At 59.3% G+C, this 26,786-nt stretch carries 29 protein-coding genes; 17 read left to right on the forward strand and 12 right to left on the reverse strand.

Going from position 1 to position 26,786, the window contains the following annotated elements; translation table 11 throughout:
• Nucleotides 1-58: 58 nt before the first annotated feature.
• From potA to AB3226_RS02775, 4 genes are all read left to right on the forward strand, one after another.
• Nucleotides 59-1,201 (forward strand): polyamine ABC transporter ATP-binding protein, encoded by a 1,143-nt coding sequence (gene potA / locus AB3226_RS02760; RefSeq protein ID WP_030128944.1) that lies wholly within the window; start codon nucleotides 59-61, stop codon nucleotides 1,199-1,201.
• A 29-nt stretch (nucleotides 1,202-1,230) separates the two neighbouring features.
• Entirely contained in the window at nucleotides 1,231-2,112 is an 882-nt protein-coding gene (locus tag AB3226_RS02765; protein ID WP_367375740.1) for an ABC transporter permease subunit, read from the forward strand.
• On the forward strand, nucleotides 2,109-2,993 hold the full coding sequence (locus AB3226_RS02770) for an ABC transporter permease subunit (RefSeq protein WP_367371910.1): 885 nt from the start codon (nucleotides 2,109-2,111) through the stop codon (nucleotides 2,991-2,993). The genes AB3226_RS02765 and AB3226_RS02770 overlap by 4 nt, the downstream gene beginning before the upstream one ends.
• A gap of 196 nt (nucleotides 2,994-3,189) precedes the next feature.
• Nucleotides 3,190-4,275 carry a polyamine ABC transporter substrate-binding protein gene (locus AB3226_RS02775; RefSeq protein ID WP_367371911.1) on the forward strand — a complete coding sequence of 362 codons (1,086 nt, stop codon included), beginning with the start codon at nucleotides 3,190-3,192 and terminating at the stop codon, nucleotides 4,273-4,275.
• Nucleotides 4,276-4,517: 242 nt separating this feature from the next.
• Here the strand turns inward: AB3226_RS02775 and thpR are convergent, their stop codons facing one another.
• A complete protein-coding gene (gene thpR / locus AB3226_RS02780; RefSeq protein ID WP_367371912.1) occupies nucleotides 4,518-5,057 on the reverse strand; it encodes an RNA 2',3'-cyclic phosphodiesterase in 540 nt (179 codons plus the stop codon).
• 125 nt (nucleotides 5,058-5,182) lie between these two features.
• On the opposite strand from thpR, the gene AB3226_RS02785 reads away from it, so the two are divergent.
• Nucleotides 5,183-5,377 (forward strand): hypothetical protein, encoded by a 195-nt coding sequence (locus AB3226_RS02785; RefSeq protein ID WP_030128949.1) that lies wholly within the window; start codon nucleotides 5,183-5,185, stop codon nucleotides 5,375-5,377.
• A 14-nt stretch (nucleotides 5,378-5,391) separates the two neighbouring features.
• Here the strand turns inward: AB3226_RS02785 and AB3226_RS02790 are convergent, their stop codons facing one another.
• Nucleotides 5,392-5,745 carry a DUF1428 domain-containing protein gene (locus AB3226_RS02790; RefSeq protein WP_367371913.1) on the reverse strand — a complete coding sequence of 118 codons (354 nt, stop codon included), beginning with the start codon at nucleotides 5,743-5,745 and terminating at the stop codon, nucleotides 5,392-5,394.
• Nucleotides 5,746-5,761: 16 nt separating this feature from the next.
• Nucleotides 5,762-6,823: a hypothetical protein gene (locus AB3226_RS02795; RefSeq protein WP_367371914.1), complete on the reverse strand. Its 1,062-nt coding sequence runs from the start codon at nucleotides 6,821-6,823 to the stop codon at nucleotides 5,762-5,764.
• 516 nt (nucleotides 6,824-7,339) lie between these two features.
• Between AB3226_RS02795 and AB3226_RS02800 the strand changes: the two genes are divergently transcribed.
• Complete coding sequence (locus AB3226_RS02800) at nucleotides 7,340-7,609, forward strand: hypothetical protein (RefSeq protein ID WP_367371915.1); 270 nt, start codon at nucleotides 7,340-7,342, stop codon at nucleotides 7,607-7,609.
• On the opposite strand, the gene AB3226_RS02805 is transcribed toward AB3226_RS02800, so the two are convergent.
• From AB3226_RS02805 to AB3226_RS02820, 4 genes are all read right to left on the reverse strand, one after another.
• On the reverse strand, nucleotides 7,599-8,270 hold the full coding sequence (locus tag AB3226_RS02805) for a DUF2238 domain-containing protein (RefSeq protein ID WP_367371916.1): 672 nt from the start codon (nucleotides 8,268-8,270) through the stop codon (nucleotides 7,599-7,601). The two genes, AB3226_RS02800 and AB3226_RS02805, sit on opposite strands and share 11 nt — an antisense overlap.
• Nucleotides 8,271-8,360: 90 nt before the next feature.
• Nucleotides 8,361-8,993: a glutamine cyclotransferase gene (locus AB3226_RS02810; protein WP_367371917.1), complete on the reverse strand. Its 633-nt coding sequence runs from the start codon at nucleotides 8,991-8,993 to the stop codon at nucleotides 8,361-8,363.
• A gap of 37 nt (nucleotides 8,994-9,030) precedes the next feature.
• Nucleotides 9,031-10,251 (reverse strand): helix-turn-helix domain-containing protein, encoded by a 1,221-nt coding sequence (locus AB3226_RS02815; RefSeq protein ID WP_367371918.1) that lies wholly within the window; start codon nucleotides 10,249-10,251, stop codon nucleotides 9,031-9,033.
• Nucleotides 10,252-10,376: 125 nt separating this feature from the next.
• Nucleotides 10,377-11,228 carry a LysR family transcriptional regulator gene (locus AB3226_RS02820; protein ID WP_367371919.1) on the reverse strand — a complete coding sequence of 284 codons (852 nt, stop codon included), beginning with the start codon at nucleotides 11,226-11,228 and terminating at the stop codon, nucleotides 10,377-10,379.
• 97 nt (nucleotides 11,229-11,325) lie between these two features.
• Here AB3226_RS02820 and AB3226_RS02825 point away from each other — a divergent pair, with 97 nt between their 5' ends.
• Nucleotides 11,326-11,967 carry an FMN-dependent NADH-azoreductase gene (locus AB3226_RS02825; RefSeq protein ID WP_367371920.1) on the forward strand — a complete coding sequence of 214 codons (642 nt, stop codon included), beginning with the start codon at nucleotides 11,326-11,328 and terminating at the stop codon, nucleotides 11,965-11,967.
• A gap of 114 nt (nucleotides 11,968-12,081) precedes the next feature.
• Here the strand turns inward: AB3226_RS02825 and AB3226_RS02830 are convergent, their stop codons facing one another.
• Entirely contained in the window at nucleotides 12,082-12,969 is an 888-nt protein-coding gene (locus AB3226_RS02830; protein WP_367371921.1) for a LysR substrate-binding domain-containing protein, read from the reverse strand.
• 153 nt (nucleotides 12,970-13,122) lie between these two features.
• On the opposite strand from AB3226_RS02830, the gene AB3226_RS02835 reads away from it, so the two are divergent.
• Both AB3226_RS02835 and AB3226_RS02840 read left to right on the forward strand, forming a co-directional pair.
• A complete protein-coding gene (locus tag AB3226_RS02835; protein ID WP_367371922.1) occupies nucleotides 13,123-13,536 on the forward strand; it encodes a tautomerase family protein in 414 nt (137 codons plus the stop codon).
• A gap of 159 nt (nucleotides 13,537-13,695) precedes the next feature.
• Nucleotides 13,696-14,076 (forward strand): RidA family protein, encoded by a 381-nt coding sequence (locus AB3226_RS02840; RefSeq protein WP_367371923.1) that lies wholly within the window; start codon nucleotides 13,696-13,698, stop codon nucleotides 14,074-14,076.
• A 109-nt stretch (nucleotides 14,077-14,185) separates the two neighbouring features.
• Here AB3226_RS02840 and AB3226_RS02845 read toward each other — a convergent pair whose 3' ends face one another.
• A complete protein-coding gene (locus AB3226_RS02845; RefSeq protein ID WP_367371924.1) occupies nucleotides 14,186-15,199 on the reverse strand; it encodes a GlxA family transcriptional regulator in 1,014 nt (337 codons plus the stop codon).
• A gap of 201 nt (nucleotides 15,200-15,400) precedes the next feature.
• On the opposite strand from AB3226_RS02845, the gene AB3226_RS02850 reads away from it, so the two are divergent.
• From AB3226_RS02850 to phnE (AB3226_RS02885), 8 genes are all read left to right on the forward strand, one after another.
• Complete coding sequence (locus tag AB3226_RS02850; RefSeq protein ID WP_367371925.1) at nucleotides 15,401-15,628, forward strand: hypothetical protein; 228 nt, start codon at nucleotides 15,401-15,403, stop codon at nucleotides 15,626-15,628.
• A 149-nt stretch (nucleotides 15,629-15,777) separates the two neighbouring features.
• The gene (locus tag AB3226_RS02855; RefSeq protein WP_367371926.1) at nucleotides 15,778-16,284 is read left to right on the forward strand and encodes a sigma-70 family RNA polymerase sigma factor; all 507 of its coding nucleotides are present in this window, start codon (nucleotides 15,778-15,780) and stop codon (nucleotides 16,282-16,284) included.
• A complete protein-coding gene (locus tag AB3226_RS02860; RefSeq protein WP_367371927.1) occupies nucleotides 16,281-17,249 on the forward strand; it encodes a FecR domain-containing protein in 969 nt (322 codons plus the stop codon). The genes AB3226_RS02855 and AB3226_RS02860 overlap by 4 nt, the downstream gene beginning before the upstream one ends.
• Nucleotides 17,250-17,338: 89 nt before the next feature.
• Complete coding sequence (locus AB3226_RS02865; RefSeq protein ID WP_367371928.1) at nucleotides 17,339-19,780, forward strand: TonB-dependent siderophore receptor; 2,442 nt, start codon at nucleotides 17,339-17,341, stop codon at nucleotides 19,778-19,780.
• Nucleotides 19,781-19,950: 170 nt separating this feature from the next.
• On the forward strand, nucleotides 19,951-20,802 hold the full coding sequence (locus AB3226_RS02870) for a putative selenate ABC transporter substrate-binding protein (RefSeq protein ID WP_367371929.1): 852 nt from the start codon (nucleotides 19,951-19,953) through the stop codon (nucleotides 20,800-20,802).
• The gene (locus AB3226_RS02875) at nucleotides 20,799-21,596 is read left to right on the forward strand and encodes a phosphonate ABC transporter ATP-binding protein (RefSeq protein ID WP_367371930.1); all 798 of its coding nucleotides are present in this window, start codon (nucleotides 20,799-20,801) and stop codon (nucleotides 21,594-21,596) included. The genes AB3226_RS02870 and AB3226_RS02875 overlap by 4 nt, the downstream gene beginning before the upstream one ends.
• The gene (gene phnE / locus AB3226_RS02880) at nucleotides 21,590-22,417 is read left to right on the forward strand and encodes a phosphonate ABC transporter, permease protein PhnE (protein WP_367371931.1); all 828 of its coding nucleotides are present in this window, start codon (nucleotides 21,590-21,592) and stop codon (nucleotides 22,415-22,417) included. Before AB3226_RS02875 ends, phnE (AB3226_RS02880) begins: the two co-directional genes overlap by 7 nt.
• The gene (phnE, locus tag AB3226_RS02885) at nucleotides 22,414-23,181 is read left to right on the forward strand and encodes a phosphonate ABC transporter, permease protein PhnE (RefSeq protein ID WP_367371932.1); all 768 of its coding nucleotides are present in this window, start codon (nucleotides 22,414-22,416) and stop codon (nucleotides 23,179-23,181) included. The genes phnE (AB3226_RS02880) and phnE (AB3226_RS02885) overlap by 4 nt, the downstream gene beginning before the upstream one ends.
• Nucleotides 23,182-23,688: 507 nt before the next feature.
• On the opposite strand, the gene AB3226_RS02890 is transcribed toward phnE (AB3226_RS02885), so the two are convergent.
• Genes AB3226_RS02890 through AB3226_RS02900 form a run of 3 tightly spaced genes read right to left on the reverse strand, consistent with a single transcriptional unit; the run spans nucleotide 23,689 to nucleotide 26,615 of the window.
• A complete protein-coding gene (locus tag AB3226_RS02890) occupies nucleotides 23,689-24,714 on the reverse strand; it encodes a sensor histidine kinase (RefSeq protein WP_367371933.1) in 1,026 nt (341 codons plus the stop codon).
• A 9-nt stretch (nucleotides 24,715-24,723) separates the two neighbouring features.
• Nucleotides 24,724-26,184 carry an RAD55 family ATPase gene (locus AB3226_RS02895; RefSeq protein WP_367371934.1) on the reverse strand — a complete coding sequence of 487 codons (1,461 nt, stop codon included), beginning with the start codon at nucleotides 26,182-26,184 and terminating at the stop codon, nucleotides 24,724-24,726.
• Entirely contained in the window at nucleotides 26,181-26,615 is a 435-nt protein-coding gene (locus AB3226_RS02900) for a hypothetical protein (RefSeq protein WP_367371935.1), read from the reverse strand. Before AB3226_RS02900 ends, AB3226_RS02895 begins: the two co-directional genes overlap by 4 nt.
• Nucleotides 26,616-26,786: the final 171 nt, after the last annotated feature.

The raw sequence follows: 26,786 nt of genomic DNA on the forward strand, positions 1-26,786 counted from the left end.
ATCAACTACTAAGTCAGGCCGTGTTGGCCCGACGACTGAAACCTGTTGGGAGTTTCATATGGCAAACGCCTCCAGCATTTACAGGAAGGCTCTTGAAGGTCACCAGGCACCAAAAAAGGTGTTGGTGAAAGTCGACCGCGTCACCAAGAAATTCGACGAAACTACCGCCGTGGACGATGTGTCCCTGGAGATCCATCAAGGCGAAATCTTCGCCCTGCTCGGCGGTTCCGGCTCGGGTAAATCGACGCTGCTGCGCATGCTCGCCGGCTTCGAGCGCCCGACCGAAGGGCGGATTTTGCTCGATGGGGTCGACATCACCGACATGCCGCCGTACGAACGGCCGATCAACATGATGTTCCAGTCCTACGCATTGTTCCCGCACATGACGGTGGCACAGAACATCGCCTTCGGCCTCAAGCAGGACCGTTTGCCCGCCAGCGAAATCGACGCCCGTGTCGAAGAAATGCTGCGGCTGGTGCACATGACCCAGTACGCCAAACGCAAGCCGCATCAGTTGTCCGGCGGCCAGCGCCAGCGTGTGGCACTGGCGCGCTCGCTAGCCAAGCGACCGAAGCTGCTGTTGCTCGACGAACCGATGGGCGCACTGGATAAAAAGCTGCGCTCGCAGATGCAACTGGAGCTGGTGGAAATCATCGAACGGGTCGGAGTGACTTGCGTGATGGTGACCCACGATCAGGAAGAAGCCATGACCATGGCCGAACGCATCGCGATCATGCACCTCGGCTGGATCGCCCAGATCGGCAGCCCGGTCGACATCTATGAAGCGCCGGTCAGCCGCATGGTCTGTGAGTTCATCGGCAACGTGAACGCTTTCGACGGCACCGTGGTCGAGGATCTGGAAGGTCACGCGATCATTCACAGCCCGGATCTGCAACAGAAGATCTACGTCGGCCACGGCGTGAGTACGTCGGTGCAGGACAAGTCGATCACCTACGCCATTCGCCCGGAAAAAATGCTGGTCAGCACCCTCAAGCCCGAGACTCGCTACAACTGGTCCGAGGGCAAGGTGCATGACATCGCTTACCTCGGCGGCCACTCAGTGTTTTACGTGGAATTGCCCGGCGGCAAGATCGTCCAGTCGTTCATGGCCAACGCCGAACGCCGTGGCGCGCGCCCGACCTGGGACGATCAGGTCTACGTGTGGTGGGAAGACGACAGCGGCGTGGTACTGCGCTCATGAGAACCTTCAATCAGCAGTTCCTGCGCCTGGTGCCCAGCGGCCGCAAACTGGTCATCGGCATTCCGTTCCTGTGGTTGTGCCTGTTTTTCCTGTTGCCGTTCTTCCTGGTGATGAAGATCAGCTTCTCGGAAGCGGCCCTGGCCATTCCTCCCTACTCCGAGATTTACACCTTCGCCGAGCAGAAATTTCAGATGCTGCTGAACCTCGGCAACTACTCGCTGCTGACCGAAGATGAGCTGTACATCTCGGCCTATTTTGGCTCATTGAAGGTCGCGTTTTTAAGCACGCTGATGTGCCTGGTGATCGGTTTCCCGATGGCCTACGCAATCACCAAGGCCAACAAGGAAACGCAGAACGTTTTGCTGCTGCTGATCATGATGCCAACCTGGACCGCGATCCTGATCCGCGTCTATGCGTGGATGGGCATCCTCAGCAACAACGGTTTGCTCAATGCGTTCCTGATGTGGACCGGGCTGACGTCGCAGCCGATCGAGATCCTCAACACCAACACGGCGGTGTACATCGGCGTGGTCTATGCCTACCTGCCGTTCATGGTGTTGCCGCTGTACGCCAACCTCGTCAAGCACGATCAAAGCCTGCTGGAAGCCGCGTCGGACCTGGGTTCGAGCAACTTCAACAACTTCTGGAAAATCACCGTGCCGCTGGCCAAGAACGGGATCATTGCAGGCTGCATGCTGGTGTTCATTCCAGTGGTCGGTGAGTTCGTGATTCCAGAACTGTTGGGCGGCCCGGAAACCCTGATGATCGGACGCGTGCTGTGGCAGGAGTTCTTCAACAACCGCGACTGGCCGGTGGCGTCCGCCCTGGCGGTGGTGATGCTGGCGATCCTGATTGTGCCGATTCTGCTGTTCAACCGCAGCCAGGCCAAAGAGATGGAGGGACGGGGATGAAACGCTTCGGATTTTCAAAGTTCATGCTGATTTTCGGCCTGTCGTTTATCTACCTGCCGATGCTGATTCTGGTGATCTACTCGTTCAACGCCTCGAAACTGGTGACGGTGTGGGGCGGCTGGTCGGTGAAGTGGTACGTCGGTCTACTCGACAACTCGCAACTGATGGGCTCGGTGGTGCGCTCCCTGGAAATCGCCTGCTACACCGCGATTGCCGCCGTGGCATTGGGCACCCTCGCCGCTTTCGTGCTCACCCGCGTTACGCGTTTCAAGGGGCGTACGCTGTTTGGTGGTTTGGTGACGGCGCCATTGGTGATGCCGGAAGTGATTACCGGTCTGTCGTTGTTGCTGCTGTTCGTGGCCATGGCGCAATTGATCGGCTGGCCGCAGGAGCGTGGCTTGGTGACGATCTGGATCGCCCACACCACGTTCTGCGCAGCGTATGTGGCGGTGGTTGTATCGGCGCGCTTGCGTGAGCTGGACCTGTCGATTGAAGAAGCGGCCATGGACTTGGGTGCGCGTCCGCTCAAGGTGTTCTTTCTGATCACCATTCCGATGATCGCGCCGTCACTGGCGGCGGGCGGCATGATGTCGTTTGCCTTGTCGCTGGATGATCTGGTGTTGGCGAGTTTCGTCTCTGGCCCGGGCTCCACGACGTTGCCGATGGAAGTGTTCTCGGCGGTGCGCCTGGGTGTGAAGCCTGAGATCAATGCCGTGGCCAGTCTGATTCTGCTGGCGGTATCGATCGTCACGTTCATGGTCTGGTACTTCAGCCGCAAGGCCGAAGCCACCCGCAAACGGGCGATCCAGGAAGCGATGGACCAGACTGCCAGCGAGTCGTGGCAGCAGCCGAAAAACCAGCGAGTCGAAGCGACGGCTTAGTGCTGCGATTCAGTAACTGTGGCGAGGGAGCTTGCTCCCGCTGGGCTGCGAAGCGGCCCCAAAAACTCTGGCTACCCTTGCCCTATTTTGTGAGTGCTGCGCACTCAAGCGGGAGCAAGCTCCCTCGCCACAGGTTTTGTGCTCACTGCACTTTTGCTTTGCGTATTTGAATAAAAAAGAAAATGGAGTTGTACCGATGAAAATGTTTGGCAGGACTCTGCTGACACTGTCCTTATTGGGCGCGATGGCTACCGGCGTCCAGGCCAATGACAAGGTATTGCGCGTCTACAACTGGTCGGATTACATCGCCCCGGACACGGTCAAGAAGTTTGAAGACGAGACCGGCATTCGCGTGACCTACGATGTGTTCGACAGTAACGAAACCCTTGAAGCACGCTTGCTGGCCGGTAAATCCGGTTATGACATTGTGGTGCCGTCCAACAGTTTCCTGGCCAAGCAGATCAAGGCTGGCGTCTATCAGCCGCTGGACAAATCCAAGCTGCCGAACTGGAAAAATCTTAATCCGGTGCTGTTGAAAAACGCTTCTGCCAGCGATCCTGACAATGGCCACGCTTTCCCGTACATGTGGGGTTCGATCGGCATCGGTTACAACCCGGCCAAGGTCAAGGAAGTGCTGGGCACTGATGCCCCGGTGAACTCCTGGGATTTGCTGTTCAAACCGGAAAACGCTGCGAAGCTGAAAGCCTGCGGTATCAGCTTTCTTGATTCGCCGACAGAAATGCTCCCGGCCGCCCTGCACTATCTGAGCTATCCGGTGAACTCCCAGGACAAGGCGCAGATCGTTGAAGCCGAAACGCTGTTCATGAAAATTCGCCCGTCGGTGGCTTACTTCCATTCGTCGAAATACATCTCCGACCTGGCCAACGGCAACATCTGCGTCGCCGTCGGTTACTCCGGCGACGTGCTGCAAGCCAAGGAAGCCGGCGACAAGGTGAAGATCGAGTACAGCATCCCGAAAGAAGGCGCCGGCAGCTTTTACGACATGGTCGCCATCCCACGGGACGCGGCCAACGTCGACAACGCTTACCTGTTCATGAACTTCCTGATGCGCCCGGACATCATCGCCGAAGTCACCAACAGCGTTGGCTACAGCAACGCCAATGCGGCGGCCACGCCACTGGTGGATGAAGCGATTCGCGACGACCCGGGGTCGTATCCGCCGCAAGCGGTGATGGCGACGCTGTACGCCATTCCAGATATGCCGATCGGTATTCAGCGGGTGATGACCCGGGGCTGGACGCGGGTGAAGCTGGGTAAGTGATTCAAAATCGGACACAAAATATCTGAACACCACGGACCAAAATGTGGGAGCGGGCTTGCTCGCGAAGGGGCCATCACATTCAACATCATTGGTGACTGCCCCACCGCTTTCGCGGGCAAGCCCGCTCCCACAGGTATCTGCTTCGATCAAAGGGTTTGTGAACGACACTGATCACTGGAGCGGGCTTACCCGCGAAAGCGGTGGGGCAGTCAACATGGAACCCGGCTCCCACAGGGGTGGGCTTATGCAGAGACCAGCGGCCATTCGGCCAGTGCCCGGTAGCGGCCTTTATGGGACTCGAACAAGGTGAAGCGGTCAGCGCGCAGGAAAAACTCTGGCGGCGTCGCAGATTCGGGGGCTGGAGCCCGGTAGTCGCGCATGAGGGTTAAATGCGGGCGAAATTCCCGACGGGTGTCCTCGAAGCCGAACGGCAACATGGCTTGCTCCAGCGCATACACCAACCGCAGCAACGGCGGTTCTGCCTGCTCGGGCGCCAGCAACAAAACCCCGGAGCGACGCCAGACTTCCAGTCGATCAAGCACAACCGTCAACGGCATGCCGGGCATCTGGACATTGGCGGCGGCCTCGCAGACGCCCGCTATCTGCGCCATCCCCACCGTACCGAGAAACAGCAGCGTCAGGTGAAAGTTTTCCGCCGGTACCGGGCGCCCGACGTTGAGCCCCAGCGCGTTGCGCCATTGGGCGATGGCCCGGCGTTGTTCGGGGGCGCAGTTCAGGGCGAAGAACAGCCGTTTGAACGGCACACGATTTTCATCGCTCATGTCTGGCACCTCAAGGCTTCGGGACCCTTTGATTTTACAAAGGGATACCACACCAGCAAGTGCATTTCTGGCACCTGCCGGCATGCGCGTTATAGTTGAAGCAACCGAATCGACGGGAGGGCGCCATGCGTCAGATCATCAGTAAAGAGCCATGGTGGGCCGTGCCACCGAAACCCGGCCAGGATGAGTCCGAGCTGGAATGGGGCTGGCTGGTTCACTACAACGAAGGCGAGCCGCGCTTCGAGTTCATCAAGGAGCGCCCCTCGGACAGCGAGATTCGTAACCGCAAGAGTTGCAGGACCGCCCCGACGCCGGAGTGATCCTGCGACTTCCGTCAGGCTTTCACGATCATTTCGAAACCGCCAAAAATCATGCGCTGACCGTCAAACGGCATTGGATTGACGTCGGGTTGCATCCGCGGATCGCTCATGAGTTTCGCCATTCCGGCGTCACGGGTGGTCTTGTCGGGCCAGACGATCCAGGAAAACACCACGGTTTCGTCTTCCTTGAGTTTTACCGCCATGGGAAATGAGGTCACTTTGCCATCAGGGACATCGTCGCCCCAGCATTCGGCGAGGCTGATTGCGCCGTTTTCCTTGAAGATTGCGGCAGCGGATTGGGCGTGTTGCTTGAATTTTTCGCGGTTGGCGGTGGGCACCGCAAAGACGCAGCCATCAACGTAAGCCATGATCGTTCTCCTCGGGTTATGGGTTGATCTGATGGGTAGTCGAATCAGCGTGGCTAAAATCGACAGTTCCTGCATCCAGACCGACCGACGGCTCGACGGTTTCCTCCAGGCTGCCCTCGATCTGCCTGGCCATGTACAACGTTCCGGCCATGACGCCGGTGGCGGGGTTATCCACCAGCTTCACCCATGCCTTGTCGAACGAATTGCCCAGGCTGCTGCGAATCAGCGCCTCGCTGTCAGGCCTATCGTTGGCCTGAATAATCGCGCGCACCCCGGCTACTCCTACGGAAATCAATGCCCCGGCAGCCTTACCCGCCATTGCCGCCACCGCACTGGCCGCACCTCGGGGGGCCATTTCGGCTTCTATTCGCTTACTGGCGCGCTTGGCCACCGGTGTCATGCCTGCGTCCGTCGAGGCAATACCCTTCTCGCCGCCCGCCGTGTGGATCTTGTCGATCAGCGCCTGGTAAGCCGGCAATTTGCTCAGCTCGGCGTGCACCACCTGATACAACGAAGCTTCACGGATGGGCGGCGGGCCCAGGGAAATAGCCGGAATTTTCTGAATGCGACTGTTGAGCTGCGCCATTGGCACGCCATGCCGTTTGGAAATAACTTCAAGTTGCTGCCCCATCAGTTGCACATAAAACTCTGTCGCCTGGCCGAGGATCGCGTCGGGATCGATCTCCACTGCCACGGGTTCCAGCACGCGCTGGTGATATTGCTCCAGCAGATAGGCCGCCAGGCGTTTGGTCGTCGCGTCCTGCTCGTCCCCGGCATTGATGGCGTACCAGCTGACTTTCATCGACAGCCATTCCTGAGTCCAGTAGCTGCTGAACCACGGAATGAAGACTTCTTCGGTCTGCTGATAAACCCGCGTGCGCCAGTGCTCCATGGACCCGCGGGCGTAGACCCTGGCCTGTTCGGTGGCCTGTTGCGAAGCGGCGACAATCTCCCGGTCCACTTGCTGCCAGGTGCTCTGGGACACCACCACCGGCACCACAATTACCGGGGCAGGCGTGTGCGTGGCGCATCCCGCCAATACCACCAACACAGCGACGATCAGCGAACGCAGGTTCAAGATCGCGGTGTCCTACAGTCTTCGCCGAACGGGGTGTCCGACGCTAAAGAACGTGCTGATTTGAGTATAGGTCGGGGGCGGACTCCGTCCGTCAGATGATTGGATGGTGCCCTCAAAGCCTGGGTTGTTCTTGTGGCGAGGGAGCTTGCTCCCGCTGGGGCGCGGAGCGGCCCTGAAACCTGCCACTGCGGTGGTTCAGATAGAACACTGGCGTCTTTATTACGACTGCTTCGCAGCCGAGCGGGAGCAAGCTCCCTCGCCACAATGGATCACCTGGGCCCCTATTTTCCCTGCGCAGATCACCACCATCATTCACATCAATATTCATCATCGCCACGAATGCCTTCCGCAAAAAAACCGTCAGGTGCAGGATCAACCTCATCCCCATTTGAACCCCGCACCGGAGGGGCAAATCATGTTGATCCATCTCCTGACCTGCCTGGCCCTGACGGCCGTCACCCTGACCCTGTTTTCCCGCTTGGTGCTGGATATCGGTAAAACCGAGGAGCCGAAATCATGATTCATTCCGTCAGCCTCGCCGTGAGTTTTCCGGTGTTCGGCAGCAACTACTATTCGCAGCAGGTCATGTCTCGCAAAGCAGTCGCGCTGGTGTTCGACAAGCATTTCGAGGCCTTGCTGATGCCGGCAGCGGCCAACCACTTCAGTAACGAAGTGGTCGGGCTCAACGATCAGTTCCGCTTTTTGAATGATGTGCTGGTTGAGCATCTGCTGGAAACGGAAATGGCTCAGCATCCGTCACGGGCGGGACAAGCGTTCACCTTCTGACATGCTGGGTGATGCTGTCTGATGACGCGCTTCGATGAAACAACCGTCGCCGGCACCAGACAACCCATAACGTGAAGAACGCACCTCCCACTGCCAGTGCCATGTCGGCCTGAGAGTCCCATGGGTCATTTTGTGCAGCGACAAATGCCTTCGCCGTGTCTTTTCCCAGGAATTGCCCACCTATCCATTCCACGATTTCATAGACCGCCGAGGTCGACAGCACGATGTTCAGCGCGACAAAACCAACCCAGAAACCGCGCAGCGGAGTGATTCGCACAAGCACTTCCCGAATCGGATACACCATCAAGAGTCCATACGTCAGATGGACCAGGCGATCGTAATGATTGCGTTCCAAACCAAGGGTTTTGTTCAGGCTGACCCCGGTCAAGGCCGAGCACCAGCGGTCGTAGGGCACCAGCGCATAGGTGTAGTGCGACCCCAGTTCATGAATACAGAGAAATACGAACACCAGACTGATGGAAACGGCAGACAGACGGAATCGTCGGGAGACGCCCACCAAGACCATCACCAGCAGCAGGGCCAGCAGATTCTCCAGGACCCAATCCACTCGGCTATGGGGTGAAATACCCAGCGCTGCGACGATCAAAAGAAACGCGATCAACAGCGCCAGGTCGTATCGCGGATGTTCCTTCGGTTGCATGGCTGAGCCCCTCAAAAGGTCTCGTTTGGCCACTGTAGATTAGTTCCATTCGCGCACCGCGGTACGACCCGAGACTTGCGCCGCAAAGGCTTATTCAGGCCGGCGCACTGCCCTCACCTTCCCGCTGTTGCCGCCACCACAGAAAAACCGGTCGCGGCCATCGAACTCAAGTCCCGAGACGCCGACACCAGCCGGCATCTGGACGCTCTCCAACACCTCGCCCGTGGCCGGGTCGACTCGCCGCAACTCACTCTCGTCACCCTCCCAGGTGCCGTGCCATAGATCGCCCTCAACCCAGGTCACCCCGGTGACGAAACGGTTGGATTCGAGCGTGCGCAGTACTGCCCCGGTCTGGGGATCGACCTGATGAATCTTGCGCTCGCGATACTCGCCGACCCAGAGCGTCCCTTCAGCCCATGCAAGCCCTGAGTCACCACCGCCGCCGGGCGCGGGGATGGTGGAGAGCACGCGGCCGGTCTGTGGGTCGATTTTCTGGATGCGATCCTCGGCGATCTGAAACAGGTGCTGACCGTCGAAGGCTGTGCCGGCATGGGCGGCGACATCGATCGAGCGCAGCGTCTTGCCGCTCGCAGGATCGAGGGCGTTGAGTTTGTCGCCGGAGGCAAACCAGACCTGCTGACCGTCATGGGTGACGCCATGCACGCTGTCGACGCCTGGAAAAGGTCCGTATTCGCGGATGATTTCGGCTGTTGAATGTTTCATGTCTTGCTCCTCGTTCACTGGGTGGGTGAAGTCGATGCTAGTCACTCGGCAGCAACCCTGTGAGTAACAATACCGTCGCGAATCCCGGAACCGGCGGGGTCATCCAGCGACGGGCGCGGCCGTGACCGAATGACTGCACCTTGGCGGCAGCCGCCAGCATGTCGAGGGCTCGTTGCACGGTGCGTTGACTGGCGCCAAGCGCCAACGCCAGGGCCGAACTCGACCACGATTCGCCGTCGGCGAGGAAGGCGAGCAGCGTCGCATGCTGCTCTTCGACAGGTCGCGCCAGCACCACGACGTCACGCGCATCGTGCGGCACCAGCGCAAACCCTCGCGGGGTCGCGACGACATCAGCGATCAAGTGCAGCGCCGCGCGCAACCGCCCGAGTTCGACGCGCAACCGCGCGCGATGGGAGTCATCCGCGCACTTCATCCGAAAGGCGCGCGCAATCAGCGTCTCCCTCGGCACGTCAGCGGGCCACGCTTCGCCCAACGCCCGGGCGAGCGCAAATAACACCGGCCGCCGGGCGAGCGGAACCGACGAGCCTGCGTCGCGCACGACATACCGGCACGCGTCCACGACCAGTGTGGGGGATGCCAATAACGCTTCAATTTCATCAAGCAGCAGCGGCCGTTCCTGGCCACCGACAATCAGCCGCGCCGCCGGTGTGTCGAGGATACGGGCGGCGCTTTCGACCTCGGCCGTCAACGCGGGGATAGCGGCGTGTTGTGCCGCACGCTCGGCCCGTTCGAGTGCAGCGCGCGCCGTTTTTGTTTGCAGGCGACGCATTGCGATACCCGCCACGACCAGTTCGTAGGCTGCCCTCGATGCGGGCGGTAACGGCGTCGGATCGAGTTCGGCGAGCCGGTGTTCAGCCTCGTCAAGGTGCCCGATCAGCAACAAGCGGCGGGTCTCGAGGTACCGCGCATGAGCAGCATTGACCCCATCGCCGTGCGCCTGAAGCGTTGCCCGCGCGGAGTCGAGTGCCTTGGTTGGCCAGTTCAGGTCCCGAGAGGCGAACGCGATTTCGGCCTCGGCGACGACACATCGTGCCCGGGCCAAAGCCTCCTTCGGCCCGAAGGCACGTGCGGCGCTGCGCACCAACGCCTTCGCTCGCACAAGGTCACCCATCTGCGCCATTGCGATGCCGCGAAGCGCGAGGGCTGGCGCATCGTCGCGCAAGGCGATGCGGTTCAGCGCGCCGAGGGGATCACCCGCCGCAAGCGCACGGGCCGCTGCCGTGATCAGCGAATCCATCTTAAGCGCGCCACCTGTCACCCCCACCGTTCGATGCCCGCTGATCAGTCTATCTCACGACCGCATAGCCGCACGCCGATCCGCTATGGGAGCCGCTTACTTGATCGTAGCCTCGAAAATGACGCTCACCTTCGCGTGGAGCAATACTCCACAATCAGCTGAGTGAGCGCTGCGACAATCGCCTGATCCGCTTCAGCAGAGGTAAACAACCGAAACTGCGCTGCCGGCAAATCCGGCAACCCTTGCTCCGCCCCCAGAGCCCCCAGCCCCTGCCCCAATTGACTGACCGCCATGGGCGCCACCGCGAAACCCGCCAATGCCGCCGCCCGCAACCCGGCGGTGCTGGTGCATGACATCGCCGTACGTTGGGCGATCCCCGCCTGAGCCAGTTGCCTCAGCGCTATCTCACGATAAGGACAGGGCTCGGGGAACAGCGCCAGCGGCAACGGTATCGGTAACTGGGTGACGGGTTGCGCCGACCAGGCCCACACCAGCGGTTCTTGCCACAGTAGCAACCCCGCTTCGCTGGTTTCGCACAGCGAACCGATGACCAGCTCCAGATCGCCTTGCTTCATCAGGTTCAGCAACGTGCCGGGAATACCCACCTGCACGTCGATTTCCATGCCCGGGTACTGCGCCGCGAAATCCTGAAAAGCCCGCAGCAATCGCGGTTCGACAAAATCCTCCGACACCCCGATCCGCACCCGCCCGTGAAACGGCGTGCGCGTCAGTTGCGCCCAGGCATCACGGTTCAACGCGAGGATCGTCCGCGCATAAGCGATCAGGCGCTCGCCATCGGGCGTCAATTGCTGGGAGCGGGTCGTACGTTTCAACAGCGGTTTACCGACCTGTTCTTCCAGTCGCCGCAAGTGACCGCTGACCGCAGATTGGGTCAGGTGCAGCTTTTCGGCTGCACGACTGAAACCATCTTCATCGACGACGGTGACGAATGTTTTTAACAGCAGAACATCGAACATAGTTCTATTCGTGATTAATTGATTATTTATTCACGATTTATATTCCAAATAAAACTATGTTGCAATGCTCCAACGTCCCCACCGCCCGAGACACGCCATGACCACCCTTCTGCATATCGAATGTTCCCCGCGCAAACAGCGCTCGGCCTCCCTTGAAGTCGCCCGCGGCTTTATTGCGCGCTATCAAGAAAACACCCCGGACACCGAAATCATCACCCTCGATCTTTGGAACAGGGTGTTGCCGGAATTCGACGAGCTGGCAATGGACGCCAAATACGCCGGGCTCAATGGCACGCCCTTGACCCCGGCGCAGCAAGAGGCCTGGAACACCTTGAAAGATCTGGCCGCGCACCTGCATCGCGCAGACGTGCTGGTGATGTCCGTACCGCTGTGGAATTTCAGCATCCCGTACAAACTCAAACACTTCATCGACCTGGTGTCGCAGAAAGACATTTTGTTCAGCTTCGACCCGGAACGCGGTCTGGAAGGCATGCTGCACAATAAAACCGCCGTGGTGATGTACGCCCGCGGCCTGGATTTTTCGGCGCAGTCGATCACGCCGGCGGAGCGCTTCGACTTTCAGAAGCCCTACGTGGAAGCCTGGCTGCAATTTATCGGCGTGAGCGATGTGCACTCGGTGATTGTCGAGAAAACCATCTTGGGGGAAGACGTCGACCTTGGTGCGCGTAAGGCCGCGATCCAGCAGGCCATGAGGCTGGCAGATAGTCTCGTTAGCTGACGCTTGAAGTGCTCTCGCTGGTTGATCGCGTTAAGCAAGAAAAATGGGCGATCTCTAAAGATGCTCTCTAGAGAGCCCATTTTCATTGCGACGGTTGAACCTGCGTTTGCAACCTCAACCCGCAAAGCTGTCCTGTTCGGCTTGGCCTGCCAGCCACGCGCAGAACAGATCCAGTTTCTTGTCAGGGCCAGGATGTCGCTTCGCAATATAGGAGTAGTCACTTTGGTGGAATCCGAATGGCGCCAGTAAACGGCCAAGACGAATGTCGTCGGCCACCAGATGCCAAGGGGCGACACAGATCCCCAGGCCGGAAATCGCCGCCTCCAGTGTGAAATAGTAGTGCTCAAACTCCACTCCGACCGGCGCGGTCACCTCATGCCCAATCGCGTCACTCCAACTTGCCCAGGCATTCGGGCGAGTTTTTGTGTGCAGTAGCGGATGCAGGAAAATAGAACTCAATTCAGTGAGTTGGATACGCGCAGATAACGCGGGTGACAGAACGATGCCCAATCTTTCAGGAAACAGCAGGAGGGTATTTTTTTGACCTTCAAGGACGCCCTGCTCAGCCGTGATCATCACGTCATATCGGTCTCGGTCCGGATCGGTAGCGTGGACAAAGGAATTCAGGCAAATCTTGATCTCAGGGTACTTCGCATTGAAATCGAAAAGACGCGGAATCAGCCATTTGACCGTAAACGTACTGAAGCAAGACACGTCCAGAATACCCGTCGCGGTGTCCCTTATTCTGTCTACGGCGGCCTCAATCTGATCCAGCGCAGCCGTCAAATCTGGCAGCAATTCTTTCCCGGCAGCGGTGAGCCGTGGTTTATTTTTTGTACCCTCGAACAGGTCCACCCCAAGGCTCAGCTCTAACTGGCGTACCTGGCGACTCACGGCGCCAGGCGTGACAGAAAGCTCATCGGCAGCAGATGTCATTTTCCCCAATCGGGCAGCGGCCTCGAAAGAGCGGAGTGCATTTAAAGGAGGGAGGCGTCGTTTCATCAAGTGACTTTAACTCAATTACTTCGGGCGAATAAATCGATTTCCAGTCGTCTCCCGGTTTTGGAAGATGACCCGACGCCCGCCTGCCTGGTTACCTGTTCAGGATCAACCGCTGTGCAGGGGCGCACCCCAAATCAATTGAGAGAATCTCACATGCCCTTCGTTCGAACAGCCGTCATCAAAGGCACCAGCCAGCAGCAACGTCAGCGCATCGTCGACGGCATACACCAAGCGCTGGTAGACAGCATTGGTATGCCTGCGGATGAACTGTTCAACCTGGTAGCGGACTATGACCCGGAACATTTTTTTTACAGCCGCACCTTCAATGGCGTCGCTCGCTCAGACCATTTGGTAGTCATTGAAATTACGATGCGTAGAGGTCGAAGTGACGCCATGAAGCGGGACCTCTATAAGAAAATTGCCGACAATCTCAGCACTCAAGCACAGGTTCGTCCGCAAGACCTTTTCATCTTCATGCATGAGAATGACTATTCGGATTGGTCGGTGGGTTTTGGCGCGTTTGCAATGGCATTAGTGCAACAAACCGGTGGTGCCTCTGCCGTGTAGAGGCCAAAGCGTCAAATCTTGCTTGCCTTGAGCGTTTTCGACACTGATTCACCAACGGTCCGACGATGGGGCTGTAAACTGGCCGCTTGGCTGATCCAGCCCGCTGCCAGCCGCCCCATACACAACCGCACTCTCACCCCCTCAAGCAAGAGATCCCTCATGGCAAACCGCGACCTCACCTTTCTGCCCGACCCAGACCCGGAATCCATCTCCTCCGACGTCGCCGGTTTCGGCGGCCTGCTGGTCTCCACTCAAATCCCTACCCGTGCCGACGGCAGTCTGGAACTGGGTGGCATCGCCGAGCAGAGCGAGTGCACTCTGCAAGCGCTCAAAGTGGCGTTGGAGCTAGCCGGCAGCTCTATGGACCGGGTTCTGCACCTGACCATCTACCTCACCGACATGGCCGACCGCCCTGCTTTCAACGAAGTCTACAAGCGCTTCTTCGCCAAGCCCTGGCCGGTTCGCGCCGCCGTTGGCGTGGCGTCCCTGGCGGTCGAAGGGATGCGCGTGGAAGTCACTGCGATGGCGGCCAAGGGCTGAGTCCGCGGATTTATCCGGTGGCGCTGCTCCAGCGAGCGGCTGCCACCGGGCCATTCCCCACGGCAAATTTTGCGCCGTCGGGAGATCCTCACCGGGACTCAAAAAGCGGCTATTTGACCAGCCGTTTTTCCTTGGAAGGCCTGTAGCCGAAGTACGAGCTATAGCACTTGCTGAAATGACTGGGCGACACAAAGCCACAGGCAACCAGCACGTCTACCTGTGACAGCTCTGTGTGCTGAAGGAGTCGACGCGCTTCGGTGATGCGCAGCTCCATGTAATATCGCTGCGGCGTTGTCCCGAGCTGCTCCTTGAACAAGCGTTCGAGTTGGCGCCGGGAACGGCCGGCGTAGACCGCCAGCTGCTCCAGCTCCAGAGGCTCTTCGAGGTTGGCGTCCATCAGCTTGACCACCTCTCGCAACGGCGCGCTCACACAGATATTTTCAGCCGGTTTGATGCGCCGGTAGCGAGACTCCTCGAAAGCCAGAATGTCCTCGATACCCTCGACCAGGGCCTTATCGTGCAGTTCCTTGATCCAGTCCAACGCCATATGAAATGCCCCAGAGGGACTGGACGCGGTGAGCCGGTCTCGATCGATGACATAGGGCTCACTGGTGACATGCGTCGCCTTGGAGAGTTCCGCGAGTGCGGGACGATGTTCGGGGTGAATGGCGCAACGGTATCCATCGAGCAAGCCTGCGCTGCCCAGGAACCATGCACCATTCCACAACCCGGCCAGACTGACACCGTGGTCTGCTGCCATTCGCATCAGGCTGATGAACTCATCAGTCGCCTTCAGTTCTGTCCTGTAGCCGCCGCAAATGACCAGCAGGTCCAGGTTGTGAATGGCTGAAGAATCGATACGTGCGTCTGGCCGAATGACCAGGCCCAGATCACTGACGACCTCCCCCTCATTCAAGCCGAACGTTCGGGAAGAGAACAAGCCGGGGCGCAGAAGATTCGCAGTGACAATCGTGTCCAGCGCTTGCGTGAACGCCGGCAGCGAAAAATGCTCGAGCAGCAAAAAGCCCGCCCGAGTCATTCGAGCAGGCTCGCCAGGGTTTTCATTCAGATAGCGGAGGTTTTTCCCCTTCATGCCTCCGCTGAATTGACGTCGTTCGATCAATGTTCGGCCCACTCGGTTACGTTAACCAACCTGTCATTTGGTGCGCTAATAAAGCGTAATGCTAACGGCAAAAGCTCAAATAGCCCTAGCGCCATTATGCGACCGATCATGCAAGTTGAAAGCCGTGACGAAGCGGGTCTTTATCATCGAACTCCCTCCATACCGCTGAATCCAATGTGTAGGCCAATGGAGGTGAGCGAAATGAACAATGATGACCGTGTTAATGACGACGAATCAGAAACGACCTCGAACGTCCCGCCTGCCGATACGTCTGGCAAACCCGTCGATGTGGTCGAAGGTGAACTTGAGGACAGCGACAATGACAGTGACGGCGAAGGTGTAGATCAAACTCACGCCCAGGAGCTGGAGGCTGAAGAGCTCAGGCGAAAAATAGCGGAGATAGAACGCAAGGTGGCGGATGGTAATTAGCAAAATACCGGAGGGGCGAGGCCTTCGGATCGCTTCGCTCACCGACAAAGGTCAGTTAGACATTGATGGTGTATTTGAGAGATTGCAGTGGCCATCATCCCACAGGTAGTATTGAGAACGATTCACACTAACATCTGGAAAACCGACCGGTGCACTCTCTCCCGACCAGCAAGCTGGGCTTCTTTTTCAGCGACCACCATCGTTGGCTGTTGCACCATATTCAGCAGCGTCTACGCAATCACGCGGATGCCGAGGACACCGTCGGCGATACGTTTTACCAGATGCTGGTGGCCCGCGTTGACCCCGACAGCATCGAACAACCTCGTGCATACCTTTCCACGATTGCTCGACGGCTGATTTACGATCGTCATCGCCGGCGCAAGTTGGAGTTAACTTACCTGGAACGCCTGTCTACGCTGCCCGAAGCGCTAGCACCCTCCCCCGAAGAACAGTTGCAGTTGATCCAGGCGCTGGTCGCGATCGACCGGGCGCTCGACGGTTTGCCTGTTGTGGTCAAGGCGACCTTTCTCTACAGCCAACTGGACGGTCTGAGTTATGTGGCTATTTCGCACAAGCTGGGGCTGTCGGAACGCACGGTCAGCCGCTACATGAAACAGGCATTGCGGCAATGCTACCTGAGCGAATTATCGCCATGAGCAAGCTGCGCCTGGATCCTGTCAGCGAGCAGGCCATTGACTGGATGGTGAGGCTGCGCGCCGGTACGCCCGATGCCGCACTGCAAGAGCGTTTCAACGCGTGGCTGGCTATGGATCCTGCGCACGCTCAGGCCTGGGTAACATTGCAGGAATGTATCGGTGGTTCCTTCGACACGGTTCGCGCGCTGGATCGACGGGTGCCCGGTCAAGCCGGCGAAGCCCGCCAACTATTGCTGCAGCCCCATGGTTCGCGACGCGACGCACTCCGTGTGATCGCCGGCTTGGGTTTGCTCGGTGGCGGTTTGTGGCTGGGTGCTCGCAGCCCGCTGGGCGACTCGATACTGGCCGATCTGCACACCGGACGCGGCCAGCGTCAGGACTTCAAGCTGGTTGACGGCAGTCGCCTGAGCCTGAACGCCGACAGTGCGGTGGACCTGTACTTCGATGACAAGCAAAGGCTGGTGATTTTGCGCCATGGCGAACTGGTGATTCAGGTGGCCGCCGATCCCCAACGTCCGCTGCGCGTGCGTACTGCACAGGGTGAAATACGTGCACTGGGCACGCGTTTCCTGGTTGCCAAGGAGCAGGACGCCAGTCGAGTGGTGGTGCTGCAGCATTCGGTCGAAGCTCGGCTGTTCGACGGTCCAACGCTGAATCTGCAAGAAGGTCAGTCAGCCTTGTTATATGACCGGCAGATAATCCCCATTGCCGGCGACCAGCGCCATCGCTCCAACTGGCTCAGCGGGCGGCTGAACGTGCTGGACGATCCACTGCATCAGGTCGTCGACGCTCTACGCCCCTACAGTCGGGGCTTTTTACGGGTCGCCCCTGAGGTTCGCAATTTGCGCGTCCAGGGCGTTTTCCCGCTCAACGACCCCGATCGGGCCTTCACCGCCCTGGCCGAAACCCTGCCAATACGCGTGGATCGCTACAGCCCCTGGGTGACGCTGATTCGTGCCAGATAATTTTTTTTGAAAATCACTCTCATTCGTGTCCGGTTTTCATTTCTCGTCCCACCTATCTCCTGACACTTCCACACGATCAGGAGAATGCTGTGTTCAACCCGTGGCCCCACCCCCTTTGCGTCGCCGTTGCCCTGGCAACCCTGGCCAGCCCCACCCTGGCCCAGGCGCAAAGCCTGACCTTCAATCTGCCGGCCGGCCCACTGGCCAGCACACTGAATGCCATCGCCAGCCAAAGCGGGCATATCGTTTCCCTGGAGCCTTCGCTGGTGCAGGGCAAACAGGCGCCGGCGGTGATCGGCCAGATGCTTGCTGAACAGGCGATGCACATGGCACTGACGGGCAGCGGCCTGCAGTTGCGGGTGACCGAGCAAGGCAACTTCAGCGTCGAGCCGGTCGCCGCCAGCAACGCAACGCTGCAACTGGATGTGACCAGTATCGTCGAGCACAGCGCCGATGCCACCACCGAAGGCTCGGGCTCCTATGCCGCGCGGTCGGTGACCATCGGCAAGGGCACGCACACGCTCAAGGAAATTCCGCAGTCGGTCACGGTGATGACCCGTAAACAAATGGATGACCAGGGCCTGACCGACCTCAAAGACGCAGCCAACCAGACCACCGGACTGGTTGGCGTCCAAGGCGTGGGCAAGGGCATGATTCTGACCTCTCGCGGTTTTCAGATCGATGACTGGCAGTACGACGGCGTGCCGATCCCACGCAACACCTACACGCTGGGCAATTGGGCCACGCAGGATCTGATCTTCTTCGATCGCATGGAGGTGCTGCGCGGCGCATCCGGGTTGCTTCAGGGCACAGGCAGCCCCGGCGGTGCGATCAACCTGGTGCGCAAACGCGGCCAGAACGCACCGACCGTGACCCTCACCGGCAAGGCCGGCTCCTGGGATCACTACGGCCTGCAACTGGACGCCGGCGGGCCGCTGAACCAGACCGGCACTGTGCGTGGACGCTTCGTTGCCGACGAGGACCAGAGTGGTTCATTCATCGACTACGAATGGAGCAAGACCCACTCGCTGTACGGCGCTCTGGACATCGATCTGCGCGACGACACCACCCTGGGCCTGGCGGTCAGCCGCTCCGACGCCGAATCGCGCCCAATGCTGCGTGGCCTGCCACGCTACGCTAACGGCGACCCTGTCGACGTGTCGCGTTCAACCTACTCCGGCGCGCGCTGGAACCATTCGGACATCGACGTCACCACCGTCTATGCCGATCTGGAGCATCGTTTCAACGATGACTGGGCCTTCAAGGTCGGCGCAGTGCGCATGAGTGAAGAGAACAAATCCACCCACCAGCGAGTGCAAACCTCCGGGGCCGGCCTCAACGCCGACGGCAGTGGCATGCAATACGCCGATTGGGTCACAGACTTCGACTCCACCAAGATCGGTCTGGACATGAACCTGACCGGGCGCTTTGAAGCCTTGTCCATGCAGCAAGAAATCACGCTGGGCGGTAATTACGCCAAGATGACCACGGATGACCGTTACGCGCGAACCTTCAATAACACCAGCGACAGCATTTTCGAGATCGACCACGACCGCCCCGAAATCAGCTACGACGGCTTGCTCAATACCGTTGGTGGCCGTGCGACCACCAGCAAGTACGACATCCGTCAAAAAGGCCTGTATGGCAGCTGGCGAATCAAGCCATTCGAGCCGTTGACCCTGGTACTCGGCTCTCGGGTCAGCTGGTATGACTACAGTTACACGTCTGCGAACCAGACGGCCTTTACCAACCTCTCTATCGCCAATACTCCAAGCGCCATGCACGAAACCGGGGAAGTCACGCCCTACGCCGGCATCGTCTATGACCTGAGCCACGAATGGGCGGTCTATGCCAGCTACACCGACGTATTCGAACCACAGACCGCACGCACCGCGAGCGGCTCGGTGCTTAAACCGGTGATCGGTACCAACTACGAAATCGGCCTCAAGGGCGAGCTGATGGATGGCCGGGTCAACACCTCCCTCGCCGTGTTCCGCTACGACCAGGAAAACCGTGCCGTCAACGACGTCGCCTCGGGTTTCGCCTGCGATGGCTGGTATTGCTCGACGGCCGCGGGGAAAGTTCGCAGCCAGGGGATCGAAGCAGAAATCAGCGGTGAAGTGCTCAGCGGTTTGCAATTGTTCGCCGGGTACACCTACAACACCACCAAATACCTTGAAGATCCGGTCGATGAAGGCAAAGTCTTCAGCCAGTGGACGCCAAAACACATGCTGCGGGTCTGGAGCGACTACCAGTTCAGTGGCGACTGGAACCGAGTCAGCACCGGTCTGGGCTTCACCACCCAAAGTCATACCCTGGGTTACGAACGCACTTACCAGGTGCCAGGTTACACCGTATGGAACGCCCGCCTCGGGTACCAACTCTCCCCCGAGATCGGTCTGGCACTCAACGCCAACAACCTGTTTGACAAGTCCTACTACATGGCGGGATACAATCAACTGAATGGCAACAACAACTTTGGTGAGCCGCGAAACGTCATGTTCAGCGTAAAATACACCCCCTCGTTCTAGCGACGAAGATGTGGCACTGACGCTATGGAGCTTCGAGTCGACTGTCACCCTTCGCAACAGATTGCAATTGGGCCAAAACCGGTCAATATCGCTCCTTTCGTCTACCCTCACAAAGCGCCAGGCATGCTTGGCGCCTCGACATTCTTTCGTTAATACACCGGAGATCTTCCATGCTCAAGCGCACCCTGGCATTGGCCATCGGCTTGACCCTGTCATTTTGCACCCTGTTGGCGCAGGCCGCCGATACGTTGAAAGTCAGCGCGATTCCCGATGAAGCCCCTACCGAACTGCTCCGCAAGTTCAAGCCGCTTGGCGCCTATCTGGAACAACAGTTGGGCATGAAGGTTGAGTTCGTGCCGGTGAGTGACTACCCGGCCGTGGTCGAGGCGCTGGCCACCGACCGAATCGACCTGGCTTGGCTGGGCGGCTTCACGTTCGTGCAGGCACGCCTGAAAACCGGCAATGCCATCCCGCTGGTACAGCGCGAACAGGACGCCCAATTCACCAGCAAATTCATCACCGCCGACCCTGCCGTCAAGTCCCTCGCCGATCTCAAGGGCAAGACCTTTGCATTTGGCTCGGTGTCTTCCACTTCAGGCAGTCTCATGCCGCGTTACTTCATGTTGAAGGACGGCATAAAGCCGGAAACCTATTTTAGTCGCGTGGGTTACTCCGGCGCCCATGACGCCACTGTCGCCTGGGTCCAGGCCGGCAAGGTAGACGCCGGCGTACTGAACGCCAGCGTGTGGGAAAAACTGGTCGCCGCCGGCAAGGTCGACACCACCAAGGTCAGAGTGTTTGCGACCACTCCGGCCTACTTCGACTACAACTGGACGGTGCGCGGGACCCTTGACCCAGCGCTGGCGGCCAAGATTAAGGCAGCCTTCCTGGCTCTCGATCCGGCGAAGCCTGCGGACAAGGAGATTCTGGATCTGCAGGCCGCCAGCCGATTCATCGAAACCAAGCCTGAGAACTATAAGGGCATCGAGGAAGCCGCCGTCGCCGCCGAACTGCTCAAATGACATTGCGTCTGACCCAGGTCAGCCTTACCCACGCCAACGGCGTCCAGGCGTTGCGTGGCGTGGACCTGCACATCGGTGCAAGTGAACAGGTCGCCATCATCGGCCCGTCCGGCGCGGGCAAGTCGAGCCTGCTCAACCTGCTGGCCACCGCCCTGCGACCGGGCAACGGTGAGCTGCAGGTGCTCGGCGAGCGAGCCTGGCAGCTTTCTGCCCGTCAGCGCCAGCGTCTGCGCGCGCGCATCGGCCTGATCCATCAGTCGCCTCCCCTGCCACCGCGCCAGCGCGTGATCACCGCGGTGCTGGCCGGAAAGCTGGGTCAGTGGGGGCTGGGCAAGAGTTTGCTGAACCTGCTGCACCCACTGGATATTCCGGGCGCACGCGCGGCATTGGCCAGGCTGGACCTGAGTGACAAGTTGTTCGCGCAATGCCAGCAACTGTCCGGTGGACAATTGCAGCGCGTGGGCATTGCCCGCGTGTTGTACCAAGCGCCCGAGGTGTTGCTGGCCGATGAGCCGGTTTCGGCCATGGACCCCGTGTTGGCCCAACACACGCTTTCGGTGCTCTGTCGCCATGCCCGGCAGCACAACGTCACCCTGGTCGCCAGCCTGCATGCGGTGGAGCTGGCCCTGGCGCACTTTTCGCGCATCATCGGCTTGCGGGATGGGCAGATCCTGTTCGACCTTGCGGCCAGCGAAGTCGACCGTGAGTTGCTCGACAAGCTCTACGCCAACGAACAATTGCTATCCCCACCGATTGCTCCGCCGCCCTTGAGTGTGCAGATTCCCCGATGCTGACCCGTGATACCCGAGATCCGGCCACCCGGCCCCGCTTGCTGTTCACCTTGCTGATCCTTGCCTTGCTATGGCCGGGCATCCACTTCAGCGAGTTGGACCTCAGCGTATTGGTGGCGAGTGACAGTCAGAGCGAGATGGCCCGGTTTGTATCCGCCTTCTGGCCACCAGCCCATGGCGAGGAGTTCATCGAGCTGTTGCTGCAAGCCACCCTGCAGACCTTGGCCATCGCCACGGCCGGCATGGCCCTGGCGTTGCTGTTGGCAGTTCCCGCCAGCCTGTTGGCCAGCCGTGCTCTGTCGCTGTCTGCTGCCTCCCGTGCCGGCCACCCGAGCTATTGGGGTCAACTGCTGCGCTGGCCTGTACGCGGCTTATTGATCTTCCTGCGCAGCGTGCCGGAAATCGTCTGGGCCCTGCTGTTCGTGCGCGCCGTCGGCCTCGGCCCGACGGCCGGGGTGCTGGCCATTGCCATTACCTACAGCGGCATGTTGGGTAAGGTTTACGCGGAAATTTTCGAGTCGGTCGACCAGCGCCCTGCCCACGCGCTACTGCAATCGGGCAGCGGTCGGCTCACAGCCTTCTGCTACGGGATCCTGCCCAATGTCGCTGCGGAGCTGCTGTCGTACACGGTGTACCGCTGGGAATGCGCAATTCGCGCCTCGGTGGTGATGGGCTTTGTCGGTGCCGGCGGTCTGGGCCAGCAAATGGATTTGTCGTTGCGCATGTTCGCCGGCGGTGAAGTGGCCAGTTTGTTACTGACGTTCCTCGTGCTGGTGCTGCTCGCCGATCAACTCAGCCGCCTGTTGCGCTGGAGGCTGGCATGAATCGTCTGATCAATCTGGCACTGCTGCTCTGCATCGGCGCATCGATCGTCGCCTCGTTCATCTACCTGGGCATTGACCTCGGCGAACTGGGCGGCACCGGCAACCTGAAGCAGATGGGCGCTTATGCGCAGCGTTTTCTCAGCCCGGACCTGAGCTTCGGCCATCTGCAAGCCATCGGCCATGGCGCCCTGGAAACCATTGCCATGTCTGCCCTGGGCACCCTGCTCGCGGCGGTATTCGGTCTGTTATTGGCATTGCCTGCGGCCGGGCGCTTCGGCTGGCCATTGCAGAGCGCATCGCGTCTGGTGCTCAACGCCTTGCGCGCGGTTCCGGAACTGGTGTGGGCCGCGCTGATGGTCCTTGCCGCCGGTCTCGGCCCCAATGCCGGTACCCTGGCATTAGCCCTGCACACCACCGGCGTGCTTGGCCGGCTGTTCGCCGAAGCGCTGGAAAACACCCCACCAGAACCGGCCGAAGCCATCCGCCTGCAGGGCGGCAACGCCGTATCGGCTTTCTGTTACGGCACACTGCCTAACCTGTTGCCACAGCTACTGGCCTACATCCTGTATCGCTGGGAAAACAATATCCGCATGGCCAGTGTGCTCGGCTTCGTCGGCGCCGGTGGTTTGGGGCAGATGCTCTATGTCAGCCTCAGCCTGTTCCAGGAAGCGCAAGCCAGCACGGTTATTCTGGCCATGCTGTTACTGGTACTCGCCGTCGATACATTGAGTAGCTGGAGCCGTCAACGCTGGGTCAAGGCTTGACTGCTTTCGGTGCCCGGTAATCGGTCTTCGAAGCTATGCGAACCCGAGGAACGACAGAATAACCACGACGATCACAACTACCCCAACGATGTAGATGATGTTGTTCATGAAGGCCACCTCTCAACCTGGACAGGATTGCGATACGAGAGTGCTACAAATACAAGGTACTGCACCTTTGCGCGCAATTCCATTCGGAGCACAGATAGGCTCTGCTCTCGCCAAAACCTTAGTTTGACGCCGGGGTAAAGGGGGACGAATTCGTTTTCCCTGAACGTCCGCCAAAAGCAATGGGATGGACTCCTCCTCACTTCGGCATCTTGAGTGCCAGACTGAAAGTGCGAACCACAGGCAACCGTGAGAAGGAGTCCACACATGAAGCTTATGCGCATTGGGGTCGACCTGGCCAAGAACGTGTTTCAGATCCACGGCGTGGATTGTCATGAGCTCAATGACCAGCCTGATCCAAACACAAGTGGTTGTTTTCGGTCAGCTAGCGTTAAAGAAGCGTTAATGGCTCGCCAACGGTAACGTCACCACAAACTCGCATCCCTTACCATCACCCTCGCTCATGCCGGTCACGGTGCCGCCGTGGGCTTCGACCAACTCACGCACCACCGTCAGACCAATGCCCAGACCGGCGCCGTTGAAGCCGACGGCATGAACGTCCTGTACAAACGGCTCGAAGATAAACGGCAGCGCTTTGGCGGAAATACCGATGCCGTTATCGCAAATGCTCATCTGCAGCACGTTCGCTTCAGCGGTGACCGTCAGCGCAACATTGCCGCCCGATGGCGTGTATTTGGCCGCATTGCCTAGCAGGTTGCCGAGAATCTGCGTGAGGCGCACAGGGTCACCATCTATCGCCAACGCGCACTCGGGCAGTTCAGCGGTGAAGTGCAAATGGTGATCAGTCATCACCGGGCTGCACACTTCGATGGCCTGATGGATGATCTGCACCATGTCCACGATGCGGCAATCGAGGCGTAACTTGCCGGTGCTGGCGCGGGACACGTCGAGCAAATCGTCCACCAGCCGCGACATGTGCCGCACCTGGCCTTCGATCAACGCCTGCATTCGCGGCAGTTCTTCACTGGGTACTCGCGCCAACCGTCCGGCGATCATGCTGATGGGCGTCAGCGGGTTGCGCAGCTCGTGGGCCACCATGGCGAGAATGTGTCGTTGTTGTTCCAGTGACTGTTCGGCCGAGGCTTGCAAATGTTGCGCGCTGAGGGCGGCGATCACCAATTGTTCGTTGGCGTCGCGCATCTCCAGGTACAGCCGTTGTTCTTCTTGCGTGCGCTGGGGTTTTTCCGCCTCTGAATGCGCCAGGAGGATCGAAAGCACCAATTGCTGATTGGCCTCGATCAGTTGCTCGACCTGCTGGCTATCGACGAGTTGGGTATTGGCGTCGCTCAATTCTTTTTGCAATGCCGCCAACACTGCCCGCGCCTTAACGGTTTTCTGGCCAAGCAGGAACAGTTCGTGAGCGGCATTGGCCACCGCTTCTTCGTTCTTGCCATCGCCCTTGCTCAAGACCTTGACTCACGCATTGTTGTCTCCGGGACGCTGCCGGGTTGGCCGCCCCCCGAGCAAACCTTCCTGATCCGGTAGCATTTCGCCGATCTGAAGGCCGTTATCGTCAATGTGGTACAGGCGCAACTCATCGGAGTGGGCGCTGGCCCGCACCTTGACCACGGCCATGATCCGCAACAAGCGGCTCTGCACTTCAATATAGCGCTGAACGATGATTGCGTCGGTGAGAAACGCGGTGCCGTAAGGGCTGAATCGCAGATCGGTGTAGCGGTCTTCCAGCTCCGAGGTCATCAGTACACTGACCCCGGCGCTGGTCAGCGCAGTGACCATGCGTGACAGCGACTCGCGAAAATCTTCGCGAAAGGTCGGCGCCAGCGCCAGTTCGAAACCCGACAGCGAATCGATCACCACGCGAGTGGCTTTCAGTCGGGCGATCTCAGCTAACAGTAACTGGACTATTTCGTCGATGGATAGATCCGGCGCGCGGCTGTCCACCAGACCGACCTGACCACTCTGGATTAGGCTGGCCAGAGTGGCGTTTTGTGAATGATTGGGGCGCTGTTCGAACACCGCAATCACGCCGGTTTCACCATTGCGTGCGCCTTCGGCGAGGAAGGTCGCAGCCAGAATACTTTTACCCGAGCCCGAGGGCCCGGCCACCAGCAATGAATAGCCGCGTGGCAGACCACCACCGAGCATCTCATCGAGCGGTGGCACGCCCATTTTCAGGCGCTTGATGGGGAACTCCAGCGGAGCCTCAGCGGGATTGATTGTCGCTGGAGCAAATACCTTGATCCCCGACGTAGCGATGCGGAAGGTGTGCAGGCCCGGCAGCGTCGGCTGGCCGCGCATCTTCATGATTTCCATCTTGCGCACCATGGAATTGCGCTGAACGCTTTGGCGCAGCCAGATCAGGCCATCGGCCACAGTGAAAATCGGGTTGGTGTCGGTTTCGGTGAAATATTCGCCGATCAGGAAGGTCGTCGCCTGCCAGGTGGTCATCAACATGCCCAATTGCTGAACGAACTGCGGCAGATTGTTGTTGGGGTTGTCCTGGGTCTGGCTGGCCAGCACCACCGAACGGAACGAGTCGACGAACACCAGTGATGGAGAGTGCGTCTCCACCGCGCTGACGATGCGCCGCAGCACTTCGTCCAGATTCCCGGCGAGGGTGTCGTTGGCTAGGTTGATATAGCGAATCGAATTGTTGATTGCTTCACTGTCGAAAAAATCGAATTGCTGTTGATAACGCAGCATCTTCAGCGGCGGCTCGCCAAGCACCGTAAAGAACAGCGCCGGACGTTCGGGCGTCGCCAGGGCAAACATCATCTGGTGAGCGAGGGTGGTCTTACCGCAGCCCGGAGGGCCGGCGATCAAGTTGAACGAAAACTCCGGCAAACCTCCGCCCAGCACCTCGTCCAGTCCTGGCACGCCGGTGGCCAAGCGGTTGATAGTCACTTTGGTGCTCATGGCGAATTTTCCTGCGAAGGGGTGTCGCTCAAAGAAGGTTCCCACACGTCACGAAGCAACCGTGCGGTAAGCGAGGGCCCGATCAGCGTGGTCAGCAGCTCGTAGAAGGTGGTCAGCATCACTTCACCGAAAAACAACGCATCGGCTTCGCTTTGTTCGACGAGTACGGACTTGAGGGCAGTCAGATCCAGCGCGGCCTGCACGCGGTCATAGGTGCCGACCAGACGCGGATGAGCTGAAGCGCACAACTGGAGGCTGCGGCGGTAAAGCGCGGCAACCCCTTGCTGGCCAATGATGGGCGTGAGGGCTGCGTTCACATCCTGCAAGGTTGAAACGATCGTCTGGGCGACCCTTGCAATGTCAGCATCGGGGCCAACACGGTGCACCAGAGAAGCTACGATCTGGCGGCTCTCTTCGCTTAGCGTGGCCATGACTGACTAATATCTGATGGACAGAGTCTGATGGTACACCCTAAAACGCGTTATCGAGATTCATTTGGACGCAGCACTTCAGCTTCGGTCATGTAGGTGGGGCCCGGCTGTAGCCAAGTTAACTGGCCAATCTGTGGTCCAGGGCGACGTAGCGAGTTTTCAAAGCTTGCG

This window comes from Pseudomonas lini (genome assembly GCF_964063345.1).
Taxonomy (GTDB): Bacteria; Pseudomonadota; Gammaproteobacteria; order Pseudomonadales; family Pseudomonadaceae; genus Aquipseudomonas; species Aquipseudomonas lini_B.